20 protein-coding genes are annotated in these 20761 nt (G+C 71.7%); 13 read left to right on the top strand and 7 right to left on the bottom strand.

Features of this window, described 5'->3' with window-relative positions:
* Positions 1–98: 98 nt before the first annotated feature.
* Positions 99–224: a hypothetical protein gene (locus FH610_RS45320; RefSeq protein ID WP_276607708.1), complete on the top strand. Its 126-nt coding sequence runs from the start codon at positions 99–101 to the stop codon at positions 222–224.
* A 548-nt stretch (positions 225–772) separates the two neighbouring features.
* On the opposite strand, the gene FH610_RS27430 is transcribed toward FH610_RS45320, so the two are convergent.
* The 3 genes from FH610_RS27430 to FH610_RS44675 all read right to left on the bottom strand — a co-directional run bounded on the left by FH610_RS27430 (position 773) and on the right by FH610_RS44675 (position 5260).
* Complete coding sequence (locus FH610_RS27430) at positions 773–2020, bottom strand: allantoate amidohydrolase (RefSeq protein ID WP_240809225.1); 1248 nt, start codon at positions 2018–2020, stop codon at positions 773–775.
* The gene (gene hutU / locus FH610_RS27425; protein ID WP_240809237.1) at positions 2013–3677 is read right to left on the bottom strand and encodes a urocanate hydratase; all 1665 of its coding nucleotides are present in this window, start codon (positions 3675–3677) and stop codon (positions 2013–2015) included. The genes FH610_RS27430 and hutU overlap by 8 nt, the downstream gene beginning before the upstream one ends.
* A gap of 179 nt (positions 3678–3856) precedes the next feature.
* Positions 3857–5260, bottom strand: a complete 1404-nt coding sequence (locus tag FH610_RS44675; protein WP_240809224.1) for a hypothetical protein — start codon at positions 5258–5260, stop codon at positions 3857–3859.
* A 130-nt stretch (positions 5261–5390) separates the two neighbouring features.
* On the opposite strand from FH610_RS44675, the gene FH610_RS27415 reads away from it, so the two are divergent.
* Positions 5391–6497: an MBL fold metallo-hydrolase gene (locus tag FH610_RS27415; protein WP_240809223.1), complete on the top strand. Its 1107-nt coding sequence runs from the start codon at positions 5391–5393 to the stop codon at positions 6495–6497.
* 23 nt (positions 6498–6520) lie between these two features.
* Here the strand turns inward: FH610_RS27415 and FH610_RS27410 are convergent, their stop codons facing one another.
* A complete protein-coding gene (locus FH610_RS27410; RefSeq protein WP_161628092.1) occupies positions 6521–6925 on the bottom strand; it encodes an STAS domain-containing protein in 405 nt (134 codons plus the stop codon).
* 142 nt (positions 6926–7067) lie between these two features.
* Between FH610_RS27410 and FH610_RS27405 the strand changes: the two genes are divergently transcribed.
* The 3 genes from FH610_RS27405 to FH610_RS27395 all read left to right on the top strand — a co-directional run bounded on the left by FH610_RS27405 (position 7068) and on the right by FH610_RS27395 (position 9549).
* On the top strand, positions 7068–7469 hold the full coding sequence (locus FH610_RS27405) for a hypothetical protein (protein WP_139577826.1): 402 nt from the start codon (positions 7068–7070) through the stop codon (positions 7467–7469).
* Positions 7470–7563: 94 nt separating this feature from the next.
* Entirely contained in the window at positions 7564–8238 is a 675-nt protein-coding gene (locus FH610_RS27400; protein WP_139577820.1) for a DUF6766 family protein, read from the top strand.
* Between the two features lie 111 nt (positions 8239–8349).
* Complete coding sequence (locus tag FH610_RS27395) at positions 8350–9549, top strand: hypothetical protein (protein ID WP_139577814.1); 1200 nt, start codon at positions 8350–8352, stop codon at positions 9547–9549.
* A 62-nt stretch (positions 9550–9611) separates the two neighbouring features.
* Here the strand turns inward: FH610_RS27395 and FH610_RS27390 are convergent, their stop codons facing one another.
* A complete protein-coding gene (locus FH610_RS27390; RefSeq protein WP_139577809.1) occupies positions 9612–10193 on the bottom strand; it encodes a hemerythrin domain-containing protein in 582 nt (193 codons plus the stop codon).
* A 126-nt stretch (positions 10194–10319) separates the two neighbouring features.
* Positions 10320–11657 carry a cellulose-binding domain-containing protein gene (locus tag FH610_RS27385; RefSeq protein WP_139577802.1) on the bottom strand — a complete coding sequence of 446 codons (1338 nt, stop codon included), beginning with the start codon at positions 11655–11657 and terminating at the stop codon, positions 10320–10322.
* Positions 11658–12118: 461 nt separating this feature from the next.
* Between FH610_RS27385 and FH610_RS27380 the strand changes: the two genes are divergently transcribed.
* The gene (locus FH610_RS27380) at positions 12119–13147 is read left to right on the top strand and encodes an ROK family protein (RefSeq protein WP_139577796.1); all 1029 of its coding nucleotides are present in this window, start codon (positions 12119–12121) and stop codon (positions 13145–13147) included.
* A gap of 127 nt (positions 13148–13274) precedes the next feature.
* Positions 13275–13625 carry an avidin-fold protein gene (locus FH610_RS27375; protein WP_139577789.1) on the top strand — a complete coding sequence of 117 codons (351 nt, stop codon included), beginning with the start codon at positions 13275–13277 and terminating at the stop codon, positions 13623–13625.
* 10 nt (positions 13626–13635) lie between these two features.
* Here FH610_RS27375 and FH610_RS27370 read toward each other — a convergent pair whose 3' ends face one another.
* Positions 13636–14298 (bottom strand): Lrp/AsnC family transcriptional regulator, encoded by a 663-nt coding sequence (locus tag FH610_RS27370; protein ID WP_240809222.1) that lies wholly within the window; start codon positions 14296–14298, stop codon positions 13636–13638.
* Positions 14299–14428: 130 nt separating this feature from the next.
* Between FH610_RS27370 and FH610_RS27365 the strand changes: the two genes are divergently transcribed.
* The 6 genes from FH610_RS27365 to FH610_RS27340 are packed head-to-tail and all read left to right on the top strand — an operon-like array spanning position 14429 to position 20701.
* On the top strand, positions 14429–16024 hold the full coding sequence (locus FH610_RS27365; protein WP_139577778.1) for an ABC transporter substrate-binding protein: 1596 nt from the start codon (positions 14429–14431) through the stop codon (positions 16022–16024).
* 22 nt (positions 16025–16046) lie between these two features.
* Positions 16047–17072 (top strand): ABC transporter permease, encoded by a 1026-nt coding sequence (locus FH610_RS27360; RefSeq protein ID WP_240809221.1) that lies wholly within the window; start codon positions 16047–16049, stop codon positions 17070–17072.
* Positions 17069–17944 (top strand): ABC transporter permease, encoded by an 876-nt coding sequence (locus tag FH610_RS27355; RefSeq protein WP_139577766.1) that lies wholly within the window; start codon positions 17069–17071, stop codon positions 17942–17944. Before FH610_RS27360 ends, FH610_RS27355 begins: the two co-directional genes overlap by 4 nt.
* Positions 17941–18744 (top strand): ABC transporter ATP-binding protein, encoded by an 804-nt coding sequence (locus tag FH610_RS27350; RefSeq protein WP_240809220.1) that lies wholly within the window; start codon positions 17941–17943, stop codon positions 18742–18744. Before FH610_RS27355 ends, FH610_RS27350 begins: the two co-directional genes overlap by 4 nt.
* Positions 18741–19703 (top strand): ABC transporter ATP-binding protein, encoded by a 963-nt coding sequence (locus FH610_RS27345; RefSeq protein WP_139577761.1) that lies wholly within the window; start codon positions 18741–18743, stop codon positions 19701–19703. The genes FH610_RS27350 and FH610_RS27345 overlap by 4 nt, the downstream gene beginning before the upstream one ends.
* On the top strand, positions 19700–20701 hold the full coding sequence (locus tag FH610_RS27340; protein WP_240809219.1) for a M24 family metallopeptidase: 1002 nt from the start codon (positions 19700–19702) through the stop codon (positions 20699–20701). Before FH610_RS27345 ends, FH610_RS27340 begins: the two co-directional genes overlap by 4 nt.
* Positions 20702–20761: the final 60 nt, after the last annotated feature.

Here is a 20761-nt window from a genome sequence, read left to right as displayed (position 1 = left end):
CCGCGTCCGCCGGCGACGGAAAATGCCCCGCGAGGCGATACGCGGGGCACAGGGTTGATCAGGCACGATGGACGGTCATTGGGTCACTGCTGCTGCTGTTGCTGCTGCTGACCCCCACGGCCGTGCTGTTGCTGTTGTTGTTGCTGCTGCTGTTGCTGCTGCTGCTGTTGCTGACCGCCGCGGCCCTGTTGCTGTTGCTGTTGTTGCTGCTGCTGCTGCGGTAACTCCCCCCGATGGTGGCGGTGGTGACGGTAGTGACGGTGATGGTGGTGCCTGCCGCGGCATCTGCCTCCCGGGCAGTCCCCCGTGGTGGACGGCCGGATGACCTGCTCGGTCGTGCCGGCGGCGTTGGCCGGCTGCGTCTGCATCGCGACAGGGACGACGAGGGCCGAAGCCGTCATGACGGCAGCAGCCAATGCTTCTTTGAACATGGGTATCCCTCCGTCGGCTCCGTGACGAGAAAGCGGACGACATCCGAATTCACGGAGCTCGAATCGATCCATCGAACCCTGGATCTGGACCCTGATTCTCACGCTAGAGGCAACAAACGCCCCAGTCACCCATCAGGGGGCAAATAAGAATTTTTGGCATCAAAAAGCACATGGGCCCGAAAGTGCGGGGATGTCTGCCTCCACTCGAACAGGTCGGCGATTACGGCTTTGCCGAGACCCGGAGCGAATTCCCCCGATTTGGGATTCCAATTGTTGCTTCCATGACCTCGAAGGTCCTCACGACCGCCTCCGCCTCGCCCGTGGCGAGGCCGTCCGCGCGCTCAGCGAGCCGCGTCGAGGCCGTCGGCGGCCGACGTGAGCAGGTCCTCCAGGACGGCGGCGAGGGCGGCGACCCCGGCGAGGCAGTCGGCCTCCTCGGCGTGCTCGTACGGTGAGTGCGAGACGCCCGTGGGATTGCGCACGAACAGCATGGCCGCCGGGACCTCGCCGGCGAGGATGCCCGCGTCGTGTCCCGCCCCCGTGGGCAGCACGGGCGCGCCGCCCAGTACGCGCGCGACGCGGTCACGCAGGGGCACGTCGAAGTTCACGACCGCCGTGTAGGACTCCCGGATCACCTCGGCCCCCTCGGCCGCCCGGGCCGTCTCCTCGACGAGCCTGTCCAGCAGGGCGGCGTCCGGCGCCCGGCAGTCGAGCCAGGCGCTGACCAGCGACGCGATGGCGTTGGTGCCGTTGGGCTCGACCCTGATCCTGCCGAAGGTGGCCAGGGCCCCCAGGCGCTCGGCGTTCGCCCGGGCGGCCAGCACCGCCGCCGCGTACACCGGCATGGGATCGCGCCGGTCCTCCAGCCGGGTGGTCCCGGCGTGGTTGGCCTCCCCGCGGAAGTCGAAACGCCAGCGGCCGTGCGGCCAGATCGCGGAGGCGACGCCGACCGGGTGCGGCGTGGCGGCGAGGTGGCGGCCCTGCTCCACGTGCAGTTCCACGAACGCGCCGATCCGCGCGAGGCGCTCGTCGTCACGCCCGGTGGACGCCGGATCGCGTCCCGCCCGCTCCATCGCCGCCGTCAGGGTGACGCCGTCCGCGTCGCGCAGCGCCCCCGCCGTCTCCGGGCGGACGGCTCCGGTCATCAGCCGCGATCCCAGGCAGGCGAGGCCGAATCTGGCACCCTCCTCCTCGGTGAAGTTCACCACCGCCAGCGGCCGCTCCGGCCGGAGCCCGCGCGCCCGCAGCGCGTCGAGCGCGGCGAACGCTCCCACCACGCCCAGCGGGCCGTCGTACGCCCCGCCGTCGGGCACCGAGTCCAGGTGGGAGCCGGTCACCACGGCGTCACCCGCCGTGGGATCTCCCAGCCAGGCCCACTGGTTGCCGTTGCCGTCGGTCTCGTACGTCAGGCCACGCTCCCGGGCCTGTTCGGCGAACCAGGCCCGGCACTCCGCGTCGGCCGCCGTCCAGGCGTGCCGGCGGTAGCCGCCCGTCGCGTCGCACCGGCCCACGGGGAGCAGGTCGCGCCACATCCGGCGGAAGCCGTCCGCCACCTCCTCCGGCAGGACCCGCGCCGCCCCCTCAGACATCGGCGTCGGGGCCGGCCGGCTCCGCCTCGGCCATCGGAACGCGTACGCCGCGCTCCCGGGCGACCTCGGCGGCCCGGTCGTATCCGGCGTCCACGTGCCGGATCACGCCCATGCCGGGGTCGTTGGTCAGCACCCGGCGGATCTTCTCCCCCGCCAGCGGCGTGCCGTCGGCGACGGTGACCTGTCCGGCGTGGATGGAACGGCCGATGCCGACCCCGCCGCCGTGGTGGATCGACACCCAGGACGCGCCGGAGGCGACGTTGACCATGGCGTTGAGCAGCGGCCAGTCGGCGATCGCGTCGGAGCCGTCCAGCATGCCCTCCGTCTCGCGGTAGGGCGAGGCGACCGAGCCGCAGTCGAGGTGGTCGCGCCCGATCACGATGGGCGCGGAGATCTCCCCTGAGGCGACGAGGTCGTTGAACCGCTCGCCGGCCCGGTCGCGCTCGCCGTACCCCAGCCAGCAGATCCGCGCGGGCAGGCCCTGGAACCGCACCCGCTCCCCCGCCATCCGGATCCACCGGGCCAGCGGTTCGTTGTCGGGGAAGAGATCGAGGATCGCACGGTCGGTCGTCGCGATGTCGGCCGGGTCGCCGGACAGCGCCGCCCACCGGAACGGGCCCTTCCCCTCGCAGAACAGCGGCCGGATGTAGGCCGGCACGAATCCCGGGAAATCGAACGCCCGGGCATATCCGGCGAGGCTCGCCTCGCCTCTGATCGAGTTGCCGTAGTCGAACACCTCCGCGCCCGCGTCCTGGAAGCCGACCATCGCCTCGACATGCCGGGCCATCGACTCGCGGGCCCGGCGGGTGAAGCCCTCGGGGTCCTTGCGCGCCAGCGCGGCCATGTCCTCGAACGCGACGCCCAGCGGCAGGTAGGCCAGCGGGTCGTGCGCGCTGGTCTGGTCGGTCACGATGTCGATCTCCGCACCCCCCGCCAGCAGGGCGGGCACGGCCTCGGCCGCGTTGGCCACGACCCCGATCGACAGCGGGCGGCGCGCGTCCCTGGCCTCGTACGCAAGGCGCAGCGCCTCGTCCAGGCTCTCGGCCCGGACGTCGAGGTAGCGGTGGCCGATCCGGCGATCGACGCTGCGCGGATCGCAGTCCACGCAGATCGCCACGCCGCCGTTCATCGTGACCGCGAGCGGCTGCGCGCCGCCCATGCCGCCGAGCCCGGCGGTGAGCGTGATCGTCCCCGCGAGACTGCCGCCGAACCGCTTGGCCGCGACCGCCGCGAACGTCTCGTACGTCCCCTGCAGGATGCCCTGAGTGCCGATGTAGATCCACGAACCGGCCGTCATCTGCCCGTACATCGTGAGCCCGAGCCGCTCCAGCCGCCGGAACTCCGGCCACGTCGCCCAGTCGCCGACGAGGTTCGAGTTGGCGATGAGCACCCGGGGAGCCCACTCGTGGGTGGTCATCACGCCGACCGGCCGGCCCGACTGCACCAGCAGCGTCTCGTCGGCCCGCAGGGTGGTGAGCTCGCGCACGATGGCGTCGTACGACGGCCAGTCGCGGGCAGCCTTGCCGCTGCCGCCGTAGACGACGAGCCGCTCCGGATGCTCGGCGACCTCGGGGTCGAGGTTGTTCATGAGCATGCGCAGGGCGGCCTCCTGCTGCCAGCCGCGCGTGTTCAGGGTGCCGCCGCGTGGAGCTCGGATGGGAGCCCGGTCGCCGGAAGCCCGGTTGTCGAAAGCCCTGTCGCGTGGAGCCCTGTTGTCGAGAGCGCCGTCGTCGAGGGCGCTGCCGCCGTCGTCGGCCACGAGTCCTCCTTCCACCCGCGCGCGCGGCGCATGGTCCCATTCAGCGAGTCTCATCCATCCTGGGTGAATGAATAGATTCAGTCAATGAGAAACACTCCACGGGCGGTGGCCGATGCCTCGAACGCCTCCAGGCGGGCCTGCGCCCCGGGCAGTTCGTCGCACATCGCCTCGAGCAGCACCCGGCCGAGCATCATCGGCGCGCACGCCGTGTCGAACACCAGGTGCGTGCCCACCGCGGCGGTGAGCAGAACGTGCGACAGAGCGGCGAGGGACGGCACCCGCCGGTCCGCGACCGTGACGACGGCCAGCCCGGCGGTGCGGGCGGTCCGGAGGGCGTCCACCAGTTCGGCCGGGTAGCGCGGCAGGGCGAAGCACAGCAAAGCCGTCGCCCCGGCCGCCGCCGCCTGCTCGACACGGTCGGCCAGGAGCGACCCCGCCTCGTGCAGAGGCCGTACGTCGGGGTGGACCTTCGCCGCAAAGTAGGCGAACCCGGCGGCCTGGGCCGCGGCGGCCCGCAGGCCCAGCACCGGCAGCGGCCGCGAGGCGGCGAGCAGGCGGGCGGCCGCGGCGACGGGTCCGGGGTCGTCGAGCGACCGGGCGAGGGCACGCAGGTTCTCGATCTCCGCCAGCACGGCCCGCCGGTATTCGCCACCCGGGCCCGTTGCCCGATCCAGGCCGGGATCGTGATCCGCGGGCGCGGGACCCAGGGGGACGGGATCCGCGGTGACGGGATTCTGGGCCGCGGGATTCTGGGCGGCGGGATTCTGGGCGGCGGGATTCTGGGCGGCGGGATCCTGAGGCGTCGGGCGCGCGGGCGCGCCGGGTCGCGACGACGGGCGACGAGAGTCCTCCGCCGTCGCAGGAAGCGTCTCCCCGACCCCCTCTCGGCCCCCGCTCCGCACGGCCGCACCGGCGTCGGGGAGCCGGAGGGCAGCCGCGCGCGCGGAGGGGCCGGCATCCGGACCGGCGTCCTCCCCGTTCCGGCCGGTGCCGTCCCATCCCCGGCCGGGCCGCACGCCCAGCTCGCGGAACCTGCGCCGGAGGCCGGGGTATCCGCTGTAGCCCAGCGCCATCGCGAAGCGGGTCACCGACGGCTGGCTGACCCCGGCCAACTCGGCCACTTCGATGCTCGACAGGAACGGCGCCTCGGCGGCGTGCTGCGCGAGGCAGTGGGCGATCCTGCGCTGCACGGGCGTCAGTCGCTGCCCCTCGAACAGCCGCAGCAGGCGGGACGCGGCGTCGCCGTCAAGGCCGCCGAGACCGCCGAGGCCGCTGAGGTCATCGGGAACGTCGCGGTCGTCGCCCTGGTCGCGGTCATCGCGGTTGTGGCGGTCATCGCGGTTGTGGCGGTCATCGCGGTTGTGGCGGTTGTCGCGGTTGTGGCGGTTGTCGCGGTGGCCGGCCGGGCCGTCGTCCGCGTTGTGGCCGGTGTTCATCGTCCCCTCGCCTCGCCTGCCCGTGCCGGGCCGTTCGGTCTGCATACTTTCATTCAACACGCAGTCTCCAGGGAGGGTTGTCCACAGGCAAGGCGCCGTCAGCGCGACCGGCGCGGAGATTGCCTAGTCTGATCGGCAGAACCCAGCAAGGAGATTGCCGTTGAAGACCGGTGGTTTGAGAAGTAGTGACCTGGGCCGTCGCGTGGGGCTCGTGGCGGGAGCGGCCGCCCTGGCGGCGGCGGTGTGGGCGGTGCGGAACGTCCCCGCCGCTTTAGGGGCGCGACCGTCGGGCGAGCGGGCGAGTCGGGTGCGGCGCTCGAAACAGTTCCGTGACGGCGCGTTCCGCAACACGACGCCCAGTCCCATCCTCCCGCCGGGGACCAGGCAGCAGGTCGCCCGCGAGTTCCTCCGCCGGACGCAGCGCAAGCCCCGCCTGCCCGTTCCCCTGATGACTCCCGGTCCGTCCCAGGGCGGCGACCTCGACGCCGTCTGGTATGGCCACTCCTCTGCGCTGATCGAGATCGAGGGGCGGCGGGTGCTGCTCGACCCGGTGTGGAGCGAGCGTTGCTCCCCGGCGTCGTTCACCGGGCCGCGCCGTCTGCACCCTCCGCCGGTGCCCCTGTACCAGTTGCCCGAGCTCGACGCGATCGTCATCTCGCACGACCACTACGACCACCTCGACATGGACACGGTGCGCCTGCTGGCCCGCACGCAGTCCGCGCCGTTCCTGGTGCCGCTCGGGGTCGGCGCCCATCTCGAACGGTGGCGGGTGCCCGCGTCCCGGATCATCGAGCTCGACTGGAACGAGGAGGCCACGGTGTCCGGCCTCCGGTTCGTGGCGACCCCCGGCCGTCACTTCTCCGGCCGCGGGTTCCGCCGGGACCAGACCCTCTGGGCCTCGTGGGTGGTCGCGGGCGAGCGCCGGCGGGTCTTCTACACCGGCGACTCCGGCTACTTCGACGGGTACGCCGCGATCGGCGAGACGTACGGCCCCTTCGACCTGTCGGTGATCCAGATCGGCGCATACAGCAAGGGCTGGCCGGACATCCACATGACGCCCGAGGAGGCGATCCTCACCCACCTCGACGTGCGCGCCCGGGTGCTGCTGCCGGTGCACTGGGGCACGTTCTCACTCGCCCCGCACGCCTGGAACGACCCGATCGACCAGCTGTGGCGGGAGGCCAAGGCACGCGACGTGCGCCTCGTGGTGCCGCGGCCGGGCGAGCGCGTCACGCTCGACGATCCGCCGCCGGTGGACGGCTGGTGGCAGACGATCATCTGAGTAGCCGGTCCCGCGCCGGCCGGTCAGTTCATCCGGGCCGTGTCGGTGTGGGCCGTGTCGGTGTGGGCCGTTTCAGAGGGCATGGCCGCCGGATGGCTCAACGCGTCGGCGCGGGTCGGATACACGGTGAGCCGTGAGATCAGGCCGAGCAGCGAGAACAGGTGGCGCATCTGCGGGCTCATCCCGCAGACCGCGCCGTCGCCGTCCTTCGGCGGCGTGCGGACGCAGGCGTCGATGAGCACCCTCATGCCGGCGCTGTCGATGAACCGCAGTTTCTCCACGTCGAACAGGATGCGCGTCGCGGGACAGGCCAGGAGAGGGGCCACCTTCTCACGCAGCCGGGGGACCGTGATCACATCGAGTTCGCCGCTGAGGGTGACTAGAGTGAAGGGAGGCGACTGCGCCACCGACACCTGGAAGTCGTGCAAGGGTCCCACCTCCGCTGGTGAGACGAGCCTATCCGGACCGCTTCCGGCCTCGCCCATTTTACGCGCGACGGGTGATTAATCCCATATCGCCGACGAAAACTCTGCTCAGGTTTCACTTCCACCCCCCGGGTAGTCGCGGTCCATGGGCATACGAGCAACGGTGGTCGTCTGCCTCGCGCTGGTCGCCACCGCACTGATCACCACAGGGTGCGCCTCGGCGGAGGGCACCTCGGTCACCTCGACGGCGGAGCGATTCCTGTCCGCGGCAGGGGAAGGCCGGGGAGGACAGGCGTGCCTTCTCCTGGCCCCCGAGGCCGCGCGATCGCTGGACGACTGCGAGAAACAGATCGTGTCGGTCGGGCTGCGGGCGGGCGTGGTGCGCGGTGTCGACGTCTGGGGCGACGAGGCACGCGTATGGGTGGACGGCGACACGCTCTTCCTGCACCGGTTCCCCGACGGCTGGCGGGTGCGGGCCGCGGGCTGCGAGCCCCGCCCGGATCAGTCGCACACAGGGCAGCCGTACGAATGCGAGGTGAACACGTGAACGGTGCGCGCACGCTCTACGCGGTGCTGCTGGTCACGATCGCGCTGGTCCTCGCGTACGTGATCGTCGTCGGCCTGGCGGGAAGGTAGCGGCGATGAAGCGTCTGGTCAGGGACAACGCGCTCGCGCTGTGCTTCCTGCTGCTGTTCCTGGCCACCCTGGCCGGGCAGTCGGTCGCGGGCACGGCGGCCTTCAACGAGGAGCAGGTGGCCAACGGCGGCTCCTCCGTCACGTGGGCCGAATACGTCACCTCGTCGAGCTTCGCGGTCGACGTCGCCGAGAACTGGCAGTCGGAGTACCTGCAGTTCTTCCTCTACATCCTCATCACCGTCTGGCTGATCCAGCGCGGCTCGCCGGAGTCGAAGAAGAGAGGCGAGGAGGGCCTGGAGTCCGATGCCGAGCAGAAGGTCGGCCCGCACGCCGCCCCCGGCTCCCCCGCCTGGGCGGCGGCGGACGGCTGGCGGAAGACGGTCTTCAGCCACTCCCTGGGCATCGCGATGGGCCTGCTCTTCCTGCTGTCCTGGCTGGCCCAGTCGGTCGCCGGCCTCGCGGCGTACAACAACGAGCAGCTCGCCCAGTTGGAGGACCCGGTCAGCTGGGGCGGCTACGTGACCTCCCCCGATTTCTGGAACCGCACCCTGCAGAACTGGCAGTCGGAGTTCCTGGCGGTCGCCTCCATGGTCCTGCTGGCGATCTTCCTGCGCGAGCGGGGCTCACCGCAGTCGAAGAAGGTCGGCGACCCGCACTCCGAGACGGCGTCCAGCGGCTGAGGGACCCCACGCCACCGGATGACAATCCCGGTCAAAGCCTCCGAATGTCCACGTTTGTCGCATTCCATGCTTTGGGTACGCCCAGCGCCAATCGTGGGGAGGAGCACCGAGATGACGTTCAATCCGCTGCAGGAGCGGGGGATCCCGCTGGATCGGCAGCTGCGCAACTGGCGCGAGCTGAATGTCACGCCGATCGATCCCGACCGCGCCGACCCCTACACCCGGTGCCGGATCATCACGATGAACGGCATCGAGATCGAAGCGATCATGTTCAGCCATCATTTCGCCAGGCGCTGTCCCGACCTGGAGGTGCGGCAGCGCCTGGCGGAGGTGCGCTACATCGAGGCCCAGCAGCAGAAGGCGGTCAACTGGCTGCTGCCTGGGCCGGCCTCGGTGCTGGAGACGACCCTCGCCTACGAACAGGTGGCGGTGGACCTGACCGCCTGGGTGGCCCGGATGGAGCCCGACCCCTATCTCAAGCAGGCCTACCAGTTCGGCGTGCTGGAGGACTTCGACCACCTGTATCGGTACGCCAACCTGTACGAGATGATCGAGCACCGCAAGGCCGAGAAGATCGTCGACCAGCTGACCGAGGTGATGCCGGGCCGGCCGACGAAGATGCACCACCGCCACCCGGCCGACAACGTCCGCGAGCACTACAACCGGGAGACGACGCAGGCGATATCCAAACTGCACGCGTTGACCATCATGTCCGCCGAGCAGCAGACGATGAACTTCTACATGAACGTCGGCCCGATGTACATGGAGCCGATCGCGCGGCAGCTCTACCAGGAGATCGGGCTCATCGAGGAAGAGCACGTCACGCACTACGAGTCGCTGCTCGATCCGGGCGAGTCGTGGTGGGAGCAGTGGCTCAACCACGAGTACAACGAGTGCTACCTGTACCACTCGTTCATGGAGACCGAGTCCGACCCGAGGATCAGGGCGATCTGGGAGCTGCATCTGAACATGGAGCTGGAGCACCTGCGGATCGCCGCGGACCTGTTCCGCCAGCACGACGGGCGCGACCCGGAGCAGTTGGTGGCCCGGGAGTTGCCGAAGCCGGTGACGTTCGAGCCGAACAAGGACTACCTGCGCGAGCTGATCGCCACGCAGATCGACTACACGACCCTGGGCACCGGGTATGTCCAGGAGGCCCACGAGCGGTTCCAGCGCTGGCAGGAGCAGCTCATGGGCGGGGAGGAACCGCCCAGCGAGCGCGTCATCGACGAGAACCGCGCCAGGTCGGGCGACGAGTACCGCCTGGAGACCGAGGGCACCCACCCCCTTTACAGCCTGCGCACCCACTGAGGGCGGGCCCCGGCCCGTGCCCGCGCGCGTACGCGTACGGACCCGGGCCGGGGATCATGTCCCTACCTGCGAAGCGCCTGCCGGATCAGGTCGCGCGCCCGATCCATGATCGCCGCGGGCGGGCCCAGCAGCAGGTTCCTCGTCATCGACTCCACCCCCGGGTGCGGACGGGTCGGGGCCATCGCCAGGGCGGCCCGGACGCCGAGCGCCATCGCCCGCCGCTCGGCCGCCGTCGTCTCGGCCCGGAGCCTGGTGAACTCGTAGCGCTCCTCGGCCCGCGCGTGCGTGAGCACGGCCATTCGCAGCTTGTTCAGCTCGGGCATGAAGCCGGGGTGCTCCGGGCCCATCTCGTGCAGCCTGCGGAGCATCTCCTTGGCCTCGCGCTCCTCCTTGAGCCGGTCGGCCACCACGCCCGCTCCCCCGTCCACCCGCAGCCGCGTATAGGGGTGGACGATCTCCTCCTCCGCCGTCTCGTGGACGGCCAGCATGCGCACCAGCCGCCGGAACGGCTCGTGGCGCGTGCCCGGCGCGGCGTGCTCCACCTCGTCGAACATGTCCCTGATCAGCGCGTGCTGATGGACGAGCAGGTCGACGACGTCGCCTTCCTTCATCAGTTCGGGCACCGGGTGCTGCACGTCGGTCATGTCCCTCTCCCCTCGGATACAGCGCCCGGCCTCCCACGGGAGGCCGGGCGCCGGACGAAACGGGACCACGGTCGAGCCTGACCGCACTTGGCGGACACCCGGCTACTTACCCCTGGGGCGCGGTGATCAGCAGCCGATCGGACTCGACCCCAGCGCCACGTCGTCGTACCAGATGGTGTCCGAGTCGCCGCCGTAGCTCTCCCATCCGAGGCGGAACGTCGTGGGTCGCGGCGCGGTGGAGCGGCGCAGCCACTGGGCGTCCACGTCGGTGGTCGGCGTGCCGTCCACCCGCAGGCCGGCGATCTCCTGGTCGTCCAGGTACGTACGCATGGCCTGCTGCGTGGTGTCGATCTGGAAGCGCAGGCAGACCCAGCGGTTGACGGGCAGCGGGGCGCTCAGCGCGACGCCGGAGGGGCTCTGCTCGGGCAGCGTGGCGTCGTCGGACTCCCGATTCCACTGCAGCGCGCCGTTCTGGCCGCCGATGCGCAGGTCCTTGCCGCCGTCCCTGGAGTCCGCCATGGTGATCATCGCGACGTGGCCCGCCGGGAGCGCCGTCGTGTGGCGCACCCACATGCGCCCGTACACCACGGGCGAGACGGAGGAGACGTTCTTGGTGGTCGCGGCGAAGATGTGGTTGCAGTAGTTGCCGCCGCCGTTGATCCGCAACGACCTGCCGCCGCTGTGCACGGTGGCGGTGTCGATCGTGGCGGTGCCGGTGCCCGAGCAGTTCGGGGTGGTCACCTGCCACTCACCCGACGGCGTGCCCGACTGGTCCTCGAAGCCGGAGCAGACGACCAGGCCGTTCCCCGAGCAGCCGGACGGCGACGGCGTCACCGAAGGACTGGGCGAGGGGGACGGCGAAGGCGAAGGCGAAGGGGACGGTGAAGGCGAAGGGGACGGCGATGAGGACGGCGACGCCGAGGGCGAAGGGGACGGCGACGGCGAGTGGTCCACGGTCGGCGACGGCGACGGCGACGGCGAGGGAGAGGGAGAGGGAGAGGGAGAGGAGGTGCCGTCGCACGGCACGCCGTTCAGCGACCAGTCGGACGGCGTCGTGAGGCTGCCCGACCAGGTGCCCTGGAACCCGAAGTCGGTGGTGCCGCCCGTGGCCAGCGAGCCGTTCCAGCCGACGTTGGTCGCGGTCACGGTCGTGCCCGACTGGCTGACCTGGGCGCTCCAGGCGTTGGTGATCTGCTGGCCGGTGCCCGCCGTCCAGCGCAGCGTCCATCCGCTGACCGCCGAGCCGAGGTTGGTGAGACGCACCGACGCGGTGAAGCCGCCCGGCCACTGGTTGGTCGTGTAGTCCACCTTGCAGACGGGAGCCGCGGTCGCGGGGCCGGGCACCAGCACGACCACGAGGCCGGCGACCAGCGCGGCCAGGGCCGCGACCAGGCGCGCCGCCGGAGAGCCCGGCAGGCCGCGGGCGGCGGGGCGATGCCCTCGGACGGGACGGAACTGCTTCATGCGTACCTCGATTTCTGCGCATCTGCTCGTACGGCACGCCACCCGGCTCGCGCGTCCCGCCCTCCTGCCGGAACGAGCATGGACAGGCGAGGTCAGGCGCTCCCGCTCGGGGCCGCAGCCACTGGGACAGATGGGTCGCGACGCTGCGGCCCCCGGACGCAGATGTTTTCTCCGGGTCGCGGAACGGGTCAACGGACGCCGCCGCCCCCGGGCCGGTCCCGCCCGAGCGGCGACGACGCCCGCGCAGCTCACGGGCACGACATGGGCCGGAGACGGCCGGGCGCGGGCGACGGCGCGAACTGAATCTTTCACCGTGGGCACCCGGGCCCGCCCTCGCCACCGGGCCCCTGCGCGCCCGCGCACGGCACGCGCCCTGCCTGTCCGGCCCCGGCCGGTGCCCCCGAGCACCCGACTCTCGTAGTCTTCGCACTGACACGCGCGAACGCAAAGGACAACCCCCAATGGCAGATGCAGGGTCCTGGGTCGTCGTCGGGCTCGACAACGGCGGCACAAGCAACAACGCGACCGTTCTCGACGCCTCAGGGCGGTTCCTGGTGGACCGGATGGTCGAGACCCCCAGCCTCGTACGGGAGGGTCCTGAGGTCGCGGTCGAGCAGCTTCTGCTCGCCCTCGACAACGTGCTGGAGCTGACCGGCACGCCGCGCTCCACCGTCCGCGCGGTGGGCCTGGACACCCCAGGCCCGGCCAGCGCCGACGGCGTGATCTCCTCGAAGGGCGCGACCAACTTCGTCGATCCGGGCTGGTTCGGCTTCGACTTCCGCGGGGCCCTGGAGTCCCGGCTGGGGCTGCCGGTCGCCTACAACAACGACGGCAACGCCGCGGCCCTCTACTCCCACCACGTACGCTTCGGGCCGGACGCCTGGCAGCACTCGTCGGTCTCGGCGATCGTCGGCACCGGCCTCGGCGGCGGCGTCATCCAGTCGGGGCACGTGGTGAAGGGCGCCGCCGGGATGGCCGGCGAGCTCGGGCACGTCCACATCCCCCTGCAGGGCCTGCTGGAGGACGGCCAGCCGTTGCCCGAGTGCAACTGCGGTTTCGTCGGCGACGCCGAGAGCGTCGCCTCGCTGACCGGCATCGAGAAGAACCTGCTGCCCTACTGGCTGACCCGCTTCCCCGGCCACGAGCTCCACGGGGTCGAGCCCGCCGGGAAGGCCGCCAAGCTGCTGCGCGGTTACGCCGAGAACGGCGACCCGCTCGCGCTCAAGGTCTTCGAGCAGCAGGCCATGGCCATCGGCAGGCTGTTCACCATCGCGGCCAACTTCACCGACCCGGACGCGTACTTCCTGGGCGGCGGGGTGGTCGAGGCGGCCCCGCACTTCCGCGAGTGGTTCCTGGAGAAGGTCCGCGAGCACACCCTGCTGCGCGAGGAGCAGCGGCGGGTGGCCACGGTGACGCTGGTCGAGGACCTCGACATGGCCGGCGCCCGGGGCGCGGCGCTCGCCGCCCTCGCCGAGATCGTCGGCCGCTGACACCTGTTCACGATCGGGCCCGGCCACGGCGAGTGATCTGGACGGATCACCCGCCCGGCCGGGGTCCGGTGAGCGGAACGTCCAGAGCGGGTTGCGAATCTCGTTCGGTTCGGCACGATGCGGACTCGTGAACGACACAGACCTGCTCAACGGCCGCCGCTTCGTCATGATCAGCTCCACGGCCAGCGCGGTGGACGCCGACGCGCCCACCGAGTTCGCGTACGAGGAGTCGGGCGGCGTCATCTGGGGGCACTACACGGGCGACACCGTCATCCACGGGCGGTTCGTCGGCACCCGGGACGCCGACCGCATCGAGCTGTCCTACGTCCATCTGCTGAAGACCGGCGAACGCGCGAGCGGCCGCAGCACCAGCCGCATCGAGACGGCCGAGGACGGCCGGCTGCGCCTGGTGGAGGAGTTCCAGTTCGAGGACGACGACGCCACCCACGTCAGCGTCTGCGCCGAAGTGGTCTCCTGATTCGTCCCTTCTACGTCGCGTCGCGCAGCGCGGCGCGGCCCTCGGCCGCGCCGACGAAGCGCATCTTGCCGAGCGGCAGCCCCTGTCCCTGTTCGGGCTCCGACGAGGCCGAGGGGGCGGGCCGCCGCGGGACGCCGCGGCCCCGGTCCCGCTCCCTGTCGCTCGGCAGCACGTACGGCCGCCTGAGCACCTCGTCGAGGATGAACACGGTCTCGGTGGCCTTGACGGCCGGGATGTTGGCCAGGCGCTCTGTGACCATCGCGTGCACCTCGGCCACGTCGGCCATCCTCACCTGGATCATGGCGTCGTGCTGCCCGGTGGTGATGGCGCAGTACTCCACCTCCGGCATCTGCGCGAGCTGGGCGCGGAACTGCGGCCACATCTGCTGGCGCACGGTCACGAAGATCAGCGCCACGATGCCGAGGCCGGCGCGCTGGTGGTCGATCTCGGCGGTGAAGCGCCTGATCACGCCGTCGGCGCGCAGCGCCTCGAAGCGCGTGTAGGCGTTGGCCCGGGAGATCCCCACCCGCTCGGCGAGGGCGGACACCGAGACGCGCCCGTTGTCCCTGAGCACCTCGAGGATCTTCAGATGGGTGGCGTCCAGCTCCAGGCCGATGCCGATCCGTCCAGTTGCGCCGCCCCCGGACCCCGAGTTGCTTGACGTTTCGGTCACTGGTTGTTCCTCCACGGGAGATTCGTCTCGGCTTGGCCGCACGAGCTGGACTTTCTGCCGGACAATCCTGGACGATCGGCGACCAAACGTCCATACGGCCACGAGTTGGCCTGTTTTCGGAGGACACATAATGACGACCCGTTCGTGGCAGGTGAGGGCCGGCCTGCTCCCGGTTGTGCTCACCGGCGCCCTCGCCCTCGCGGCCTGCTCCGGCGGCGGCTCGTCCAGCAGCACCCCAAGCGGCGCCGCGGGCAAGACGCTCGTGATCGACACCTCGTTCGACCTCAAGACGGCGGACCCGGGGCGGACCTACGAGCCGACCGGCCTGATCGTCGACAAGGCGACCTACGACACGCTTCTCACGTTCGACGGCTCCGACGTCACCAAGCCGGTGCCGTCGCTCGCCGAGTCGTACGAACTGTCGTCCGACGGCAAGGAGCTCACACTCAAGCTGCGGCAGGGCGCCAAGTTCGCCGACGGCTCCCCGGTGACGGCCGACGACGTGGTGTTCTCCCTCACCCGCGTGCGCGACATGAAGGGCACGCCGTCGTTCCTGCTCGACGGCGTGGAGATCGCCAAGACCGACGACACGACCATCACGCTGACGTCGAAGACCCCGAACCCGGCGCTTCCGTACATCCTGCCGAACCCGGCCCTCGGCATCCTCAACTCGAAGGCGGCCAAGGAGCACGGCGCGACGAACGACCCGAACGACAAGGCCGAGCAGTACCTGAACTCCGCTTCGGCGGGCTCCGGGCCGTACACGATCGAGTCCTTCAACGTGAGCAGCCAGGTCGTGCTGAAGGCCAACGCGCAGTACTGGGGCGCGAAGAAGCCGTACTACGACAAGGTGGTCATCCGCAACGTCGAGTCGGCCACGCAGAAGCTCAACGTGCAGCGCGGCGACAGCCAGGTGGCGCTGAACCTGTCCGGTGACCAGGTGGCCGGCATCTCCGGCGGCCTGCAGGTCAAGCGGACCGCCTCGGCGTACGTGTTCTTCCTGCTCGCCAACCAGGACTCGGGCGTCAGCAAGGTCACCTCCAACCCCAAGTTCGTCGAAGCCGTGCGCAAGGGCATCGACTACCAGGGCCTGCTTGAGCTGGCCGGCGAGGGCTCGACCCAGGCGTCGGGCATCATCCCGTCGATGTTCCTCGGCGCGCTCCCGGCCGACCAGGCGGCCAAGCGCGACGTCGAGGGCGCCAAGGCGGCGCTGGCGCAGAGCGGCGTGACCGCTCCCACGGTCAAGCTCGAGTACCCCAGCGAGCTGACCGTGAACGGCCTGTCGTTCCAGCCGCTGGCCGAGCGCATCCAGGCCAACCTCAAGGAGGTCGGCATCACGGTCGAGCTGACGCCCGCTCCGGTCACCACCGCGCTGGACAACTACCGCAACGGCAAGGAGGAGCTGGGCCTGTGGTACTGGGGCCCCGACTTCCCCGACCCCAGCAACTACCTGTCGTTCGCCCCGGGCAAGCTGGTCGGCCTGCGGGCCGGATGGAAGGCGGGCGCGGACAAGGACGTCGAGGCCGCGGCCGACAAGGCCGGCGCCGCGGTGACCGACGACGACCGCAAGCAGGCGTACACCGACTTCCAGCAGAAGCTCAACGCGACCGGTCCGTTCATGCCGCTGATCCAGCCGGGCCAGAACATCGTGACGGCGGCGTCCGTCACCGGCGTGGAGTACCACCCCGTGTGGACGATCAATGTCGCCGACCTCGGCGCCAAGTAGACGCCGTACGGGGAACCGGGCGGTGCGCAGCCCGCTCGCCCGGTTCCTGGTGCGGCGGATCGTCACGGCGCTGCTGCTGGCGGTGGGGATCACGCTGGTCACCTTCGTGCTGACCAACCTGGTGCCGGGCGACCCGGTGGCGGCCAACCTCGGCCAGCGCGCGCTCGGCGACCCGGCGATCGTGGCCCAGTGGCGCGCCGACCACGGCCTCGACCGGCCGCTGCCGCAGCAATACCTGATGCACCTCGAAGGGCTGCTGCACGGCGACCTCGGGACGAGCCAGCAGAGCCACCGCCCGGTGCTGGACGACCTCGCCGAGTCCGTGCCGGCCACGCTGGAGCTGGCCGGGGCCGCCATCCTCGTCTCGCTGGTCCTCGGCGTCGGATTCGGGGTGGTCGCGGCGCTGCGCCGGGACAGGCTCTCCGACCACGTGCTGCGGGTGCTGAGCCTGGTCGGGATCTCGGTGCCGACGTTCTGGCTCGCGCTGGTGGCGTTCTACGTGTTCTTCTTCCGGCTGCAGATCACCCCGGGCAGTGGCCGCATCGATCCCGGGATGACCCCGCCGCCGCAGGTCACCGGCCTCTACACGGTCGACGCCCTGCTGTCGGGACGCTGGGACGTGCTCTCCTCGGCCGCCGGCCACCTGGCCGCGCCGGCGCTCGTGCTGGCCCTCTACACGATCGGCCTGCTGACGCGGTTCACCCGCTCGGCGGTGCTGGAGGTGCTCGGGCAGGACTACGTACGCTCCGCCCGCGCCAAGGGCCTGCCCGGCCGCGTGGTGCTGTTCCGGTATGTCCTGCGCCCGGCGCTTGTGCCCGTCATCACCGTCGCCGGCCTGGCGTTCGGCAGCCTGCTGTCCGGCACCGTGCTGGTGGAGGCCGTCTTCGCGTGGCCGGGGGTCGGCCAGTACGCCTACAGGAGCGCCACCACCCTCGACCTGCCCGCCGTCATGGGCGTCGGTCTCGTGGTGGGCGTGGTCTACCTCGTCATCAACCTGGTCGTCGACGTGCTGTACGGCGTCATCGACCCGAGGGTGAGGGTCTCATGAAGCGCGCCGGCCTGTTCGCGCGCAGCCGCGTGAGCCGGCTCCCGCAGGCGTGGCGGCGGCCGCTGGCGGTCGTCGGCACCGTCGTCGCGCTGGCCTGGATCGTGGTCGCGCTGGCCGCGCCGGTGCTCGCGCCGCACGACCCGCTGGCGCAGGAGCTGCCCCGGCTCGCGCCGCCCGGCCCGGGCCACTGGCTCGGCACCGACCAGCTCGGCCGCGACATCCTCAGCCGGATCATGTACGGCGCGCGGGTGTCCATCCCGCTCACGCTGCTGCTCGTGGCGCTGTCGGTGGCGGTCGGCGGCCTGCTCGGCGCCTGCGCCGGGTATTTCGGCCGGTGGGTGGACGAGACGATCATGCGCCTGGCCGACCTCGTGTTCGCCTTCCCCACCGTCATCCTCGCGATGGTCGTCGCCGCCGCCCTCGGCGCGAGCCTCGGCAACGCGGTGCTCGCCGTGCTCGTCGTCGCCTGGCCGGCCTACGCCCGGGTGACCCGCGGCCTCGTGCTCGGCGTACGGGCGCGGGAGTTCGTGCTGAGCGGCCGGCTGCTGGGCTTTTCCGCCTGGCGGTCGCTGCGGGTGGACGTGCTGCCGAACGTCACCGGACCCGTCCTGGTGCTCGCCACCCTCGACATCGGCACCGCGCTGCTGCTGCTGTCGGGCCTGTCGTTCCTCGGGCTCGGCGCGAAGCCGCCGTCGCCCGAGTGGGGCGCGATGGTCGCCGCCGGCGTGGACGTCTTCGACAGCTGGTGGGTCGCGACGTTCCCCGGGCTGGCCATCCTGACGGTCGTCCTCGCGTTCAACTTCCTCGGCGACACGCTGCGCGACGCGCTCGACCCGCGTACCGCCGGGGCGATCAAGGAGCGTGCGCTGTGACGGCCGCACAGAAGACGGCGGCGTTGACGATCGAGAGGCTGCGGATGTCGATCGGCGGCCACGACGTCCTGCACGGCGTCGACCTGACCCTTGAGGCGGGCCGTGTGCACGGCCTCGCCGGCGAGAGCGGCTCGGGCAAGACCATGACCGGTCTCGCCGTGCTCGGCCTGCTCCCCCACGGCTCCCGCGCGTCGGGACGGATCGCCTTCGGCGGCCGTGACCTGCTGGAGATGCCCGCCCGTGAGCTCAACGAGGTGCGCGGCGCAAAGATCGCCATGGTCTTCCAGGACCCGGCGACCAGCCTGCACCCGATGCTGACGGTCGAGCGGCAGCTCACCGAGCACATGCGCCACCACCTCGGCATCGGCAGGAAGGAAGCGCGCGAGCGGGCCGCAGGCCTGCTCGCCAAGGTGCGCATCCCGGGTCCTGAGGAGGCGCTGAAGCGCTACCCGCACCAGTTCTCCGGCGGCATGCGGCAGCGGATCGCCATCGCCGTCGCGCTGGCCTGCGAGCCCGAGGTGCTCATCGCCGACGAGCCGACGACCGCGCTCGACGTGACCGTGCAGGCCGGGATCCTCCGCCTGCTGCGCGGCCTGTGCGACGACCTCGGCCTCGCCGTCCTCCTCGTCACCCACGACCTCGGCGTGATGTCGGCGGTCGCCGACGAGGTGAGCGTGATGAAGGACGGGCTGGTCGTGGAGACCGGCCCGCGCGGCCAGGTGCTGCGCGAGCCGCGCCACCCCTACACCCGCTCGCTGCTCGACGCCCTGCCCGTGCCTCCTGGGGAGAACTCGCCATGACCATGCCTCTGACAGGGCCCCTGTTGTCCGTGGAGGACCTGGTCGTGGAGCACCGCACGCCGGGCCGCCCGGTCGTGAGGGCCGTGGCCGGGACCGGCCTGCACGTCGCCGCCGGCGAGGTCGTCGGCCTAGTCGGCGAGTCGGGATGCGGCAAGTCCACCCTGGCCCGGGCGGTGTGCGGGCTGCACGGCGCTGCCTCCGGACGGATCCTCATCGGCGGGCACCCGGTGACGCCCCTCGGGCTGCGCCGCAGGGACCCCGCGCTGACCGGCGTGCAGATGGTGTTCCAGGATCCGTACTCCTCGCTGAACCCCCGCCGCCGCGTGGGCGCGCAGATCGCCGACGGGCTGCGGACGGCGGGCGACACCACGACCAGCCCCGCCGACCTGCTCGAACGGGTCGGGCTGCCGCGCGCGTTCGCCGGCCGATACCCGCACGAGTTCTCCGGGGGGCAGCGGCAGCGCGTCGCCATCGCGCGGGCGCTCGCCGCCCGGCCGTCGCTGCTGATCGGCGACGAGCCCATCTCCGCCCTGGACGCCTCCGCCCAGGCTCAGGTGGCCCGGCTGATGCGCGACCTCGCCGTGGAGTCCGGCGCGGGCCTGCTGTTCATCAGCCACGACCTGTCCGTCGTGCGGCTGATCGCCGACCGGATCGCGGTCATGTACCTCGGCAAGGTCGTGGAGACCGGGCCGACCGCGGAGGTGTGGGCCGACCCCAAGCACCCGTACACGCGGGCGCTGCTCGCCGCGATCCCCTCCCCCGACGGCGCCGGGGTGCTGCCCGCCGAGTTGCCCGGGGACGTGCCCGACCCCGCCGATCCTCCGGCGGGCTGCCGGTTCCACCCCCGCTGCCCGTTCGTCATGGACGTGTGCCGGGAGCGGGAGCCCTTGGGTGGATCGGCGCAGTTCGGGCCGGTGGCCTGCTGGCTGCACGAGCCGGAGCCGTCCTCCCCGTCATGATCGACCCCCTCATGCTGGAGGACGTACGCGCCGGAATGGCCGGGGCCGGCATCGACGCCCTCGTGCTGCGGCCCTCCCCGGACTTCCGGTACCTGCGAGCGGCCCCGCTGTCGGGCGCGGGCGACGAGAGCTATCTCGTGGTGGCGCTCGACGGGCCGCCCACCCCGGCCGGCGACCCCGCGCAGGCGGCGGCCCTCGTGCCCCCGACGGCCCGCCGCGTGGCGGTGGACCCGCAGATGCACGCCGCCGAGCTGTTCGCGCTGCGCCTGGACGCGGAGCTCGTGCTGGCCTCGGCCGTGCTCGCGCCGCTCCGCCTGCGCAAGCGGGCCGACGAGGTGACCGCGATGCGGCACGCCGCCGCGGCGGCCGACGCCGTGCTGCTCGCGGCCCGCGAGCTGGCGTGGTTCGGCGCCACCGAGCTGGCGATGGCCCGCAGGCTGCGGGCGATGCTCGCCGAGACGGGCTGTGAGGGAGCGCCCTCCGTGCTCGTCGCGGCGGGCGAGCACTCCGCCGACGAGCGTCACCAGCCGTGCGAGCGGGTGATCAACCCCGGTGACGCGCTGCTCGTCTCGGTCGGCGGGCGCTGGAACGGCTACTGCGCCGAGGTCGCCCGGGTCTTCGCGGTCGCCGAGCCGCCGGAGGACTTCGACGCCATGTACTCGGTCGTTCTCGCCGCGCAGCGGGCCGCCGTCGACCTCGTACGCCCCGGAGTGGCGTGTGCCGAGGCCGCGGCGATCGCCGGCGAGGTCATCGACGGCAGCGGCTACGGCGACTACGCCGCCGCCCGGGCCGGCCGGGGCATCGGGCTGAGCCCGGTGGAGGGGCCCTGGCTGGCGGCCGGGGAGAGGTTCGAGGCCGGGATGGCCGTCTGCCTGGAGCCCGCCATCTACCTGCCCGACCTCTTCGGCGCCCGGGTGGCCGACGTGGTCGTGTGCGGTGAGGAGGGGCCGGAGCTGCTCAGCACCGGCTCCCGCGCGCTGCACGTCCTCGACCGTTAGTGCTTCGTTCTTTCGAATAACGCCGACCAGGACCACGCCGGCGACGCCGGCGTCGCGGGC

The organism is Microbispora catharanthi (assembly GCF_006334915.2).
GTDB lineage: Bacteria > Actinomycetota > Actinomycetes > Streptosporangiales > Streptosporangiaceae > Microbispora > Microbispora catharanthi.
The sequence above is the reverse complement of the archived record's forward strand: the minus strand, read 5'-3'. Positions and strand labels throughout refer to the sequence as shown.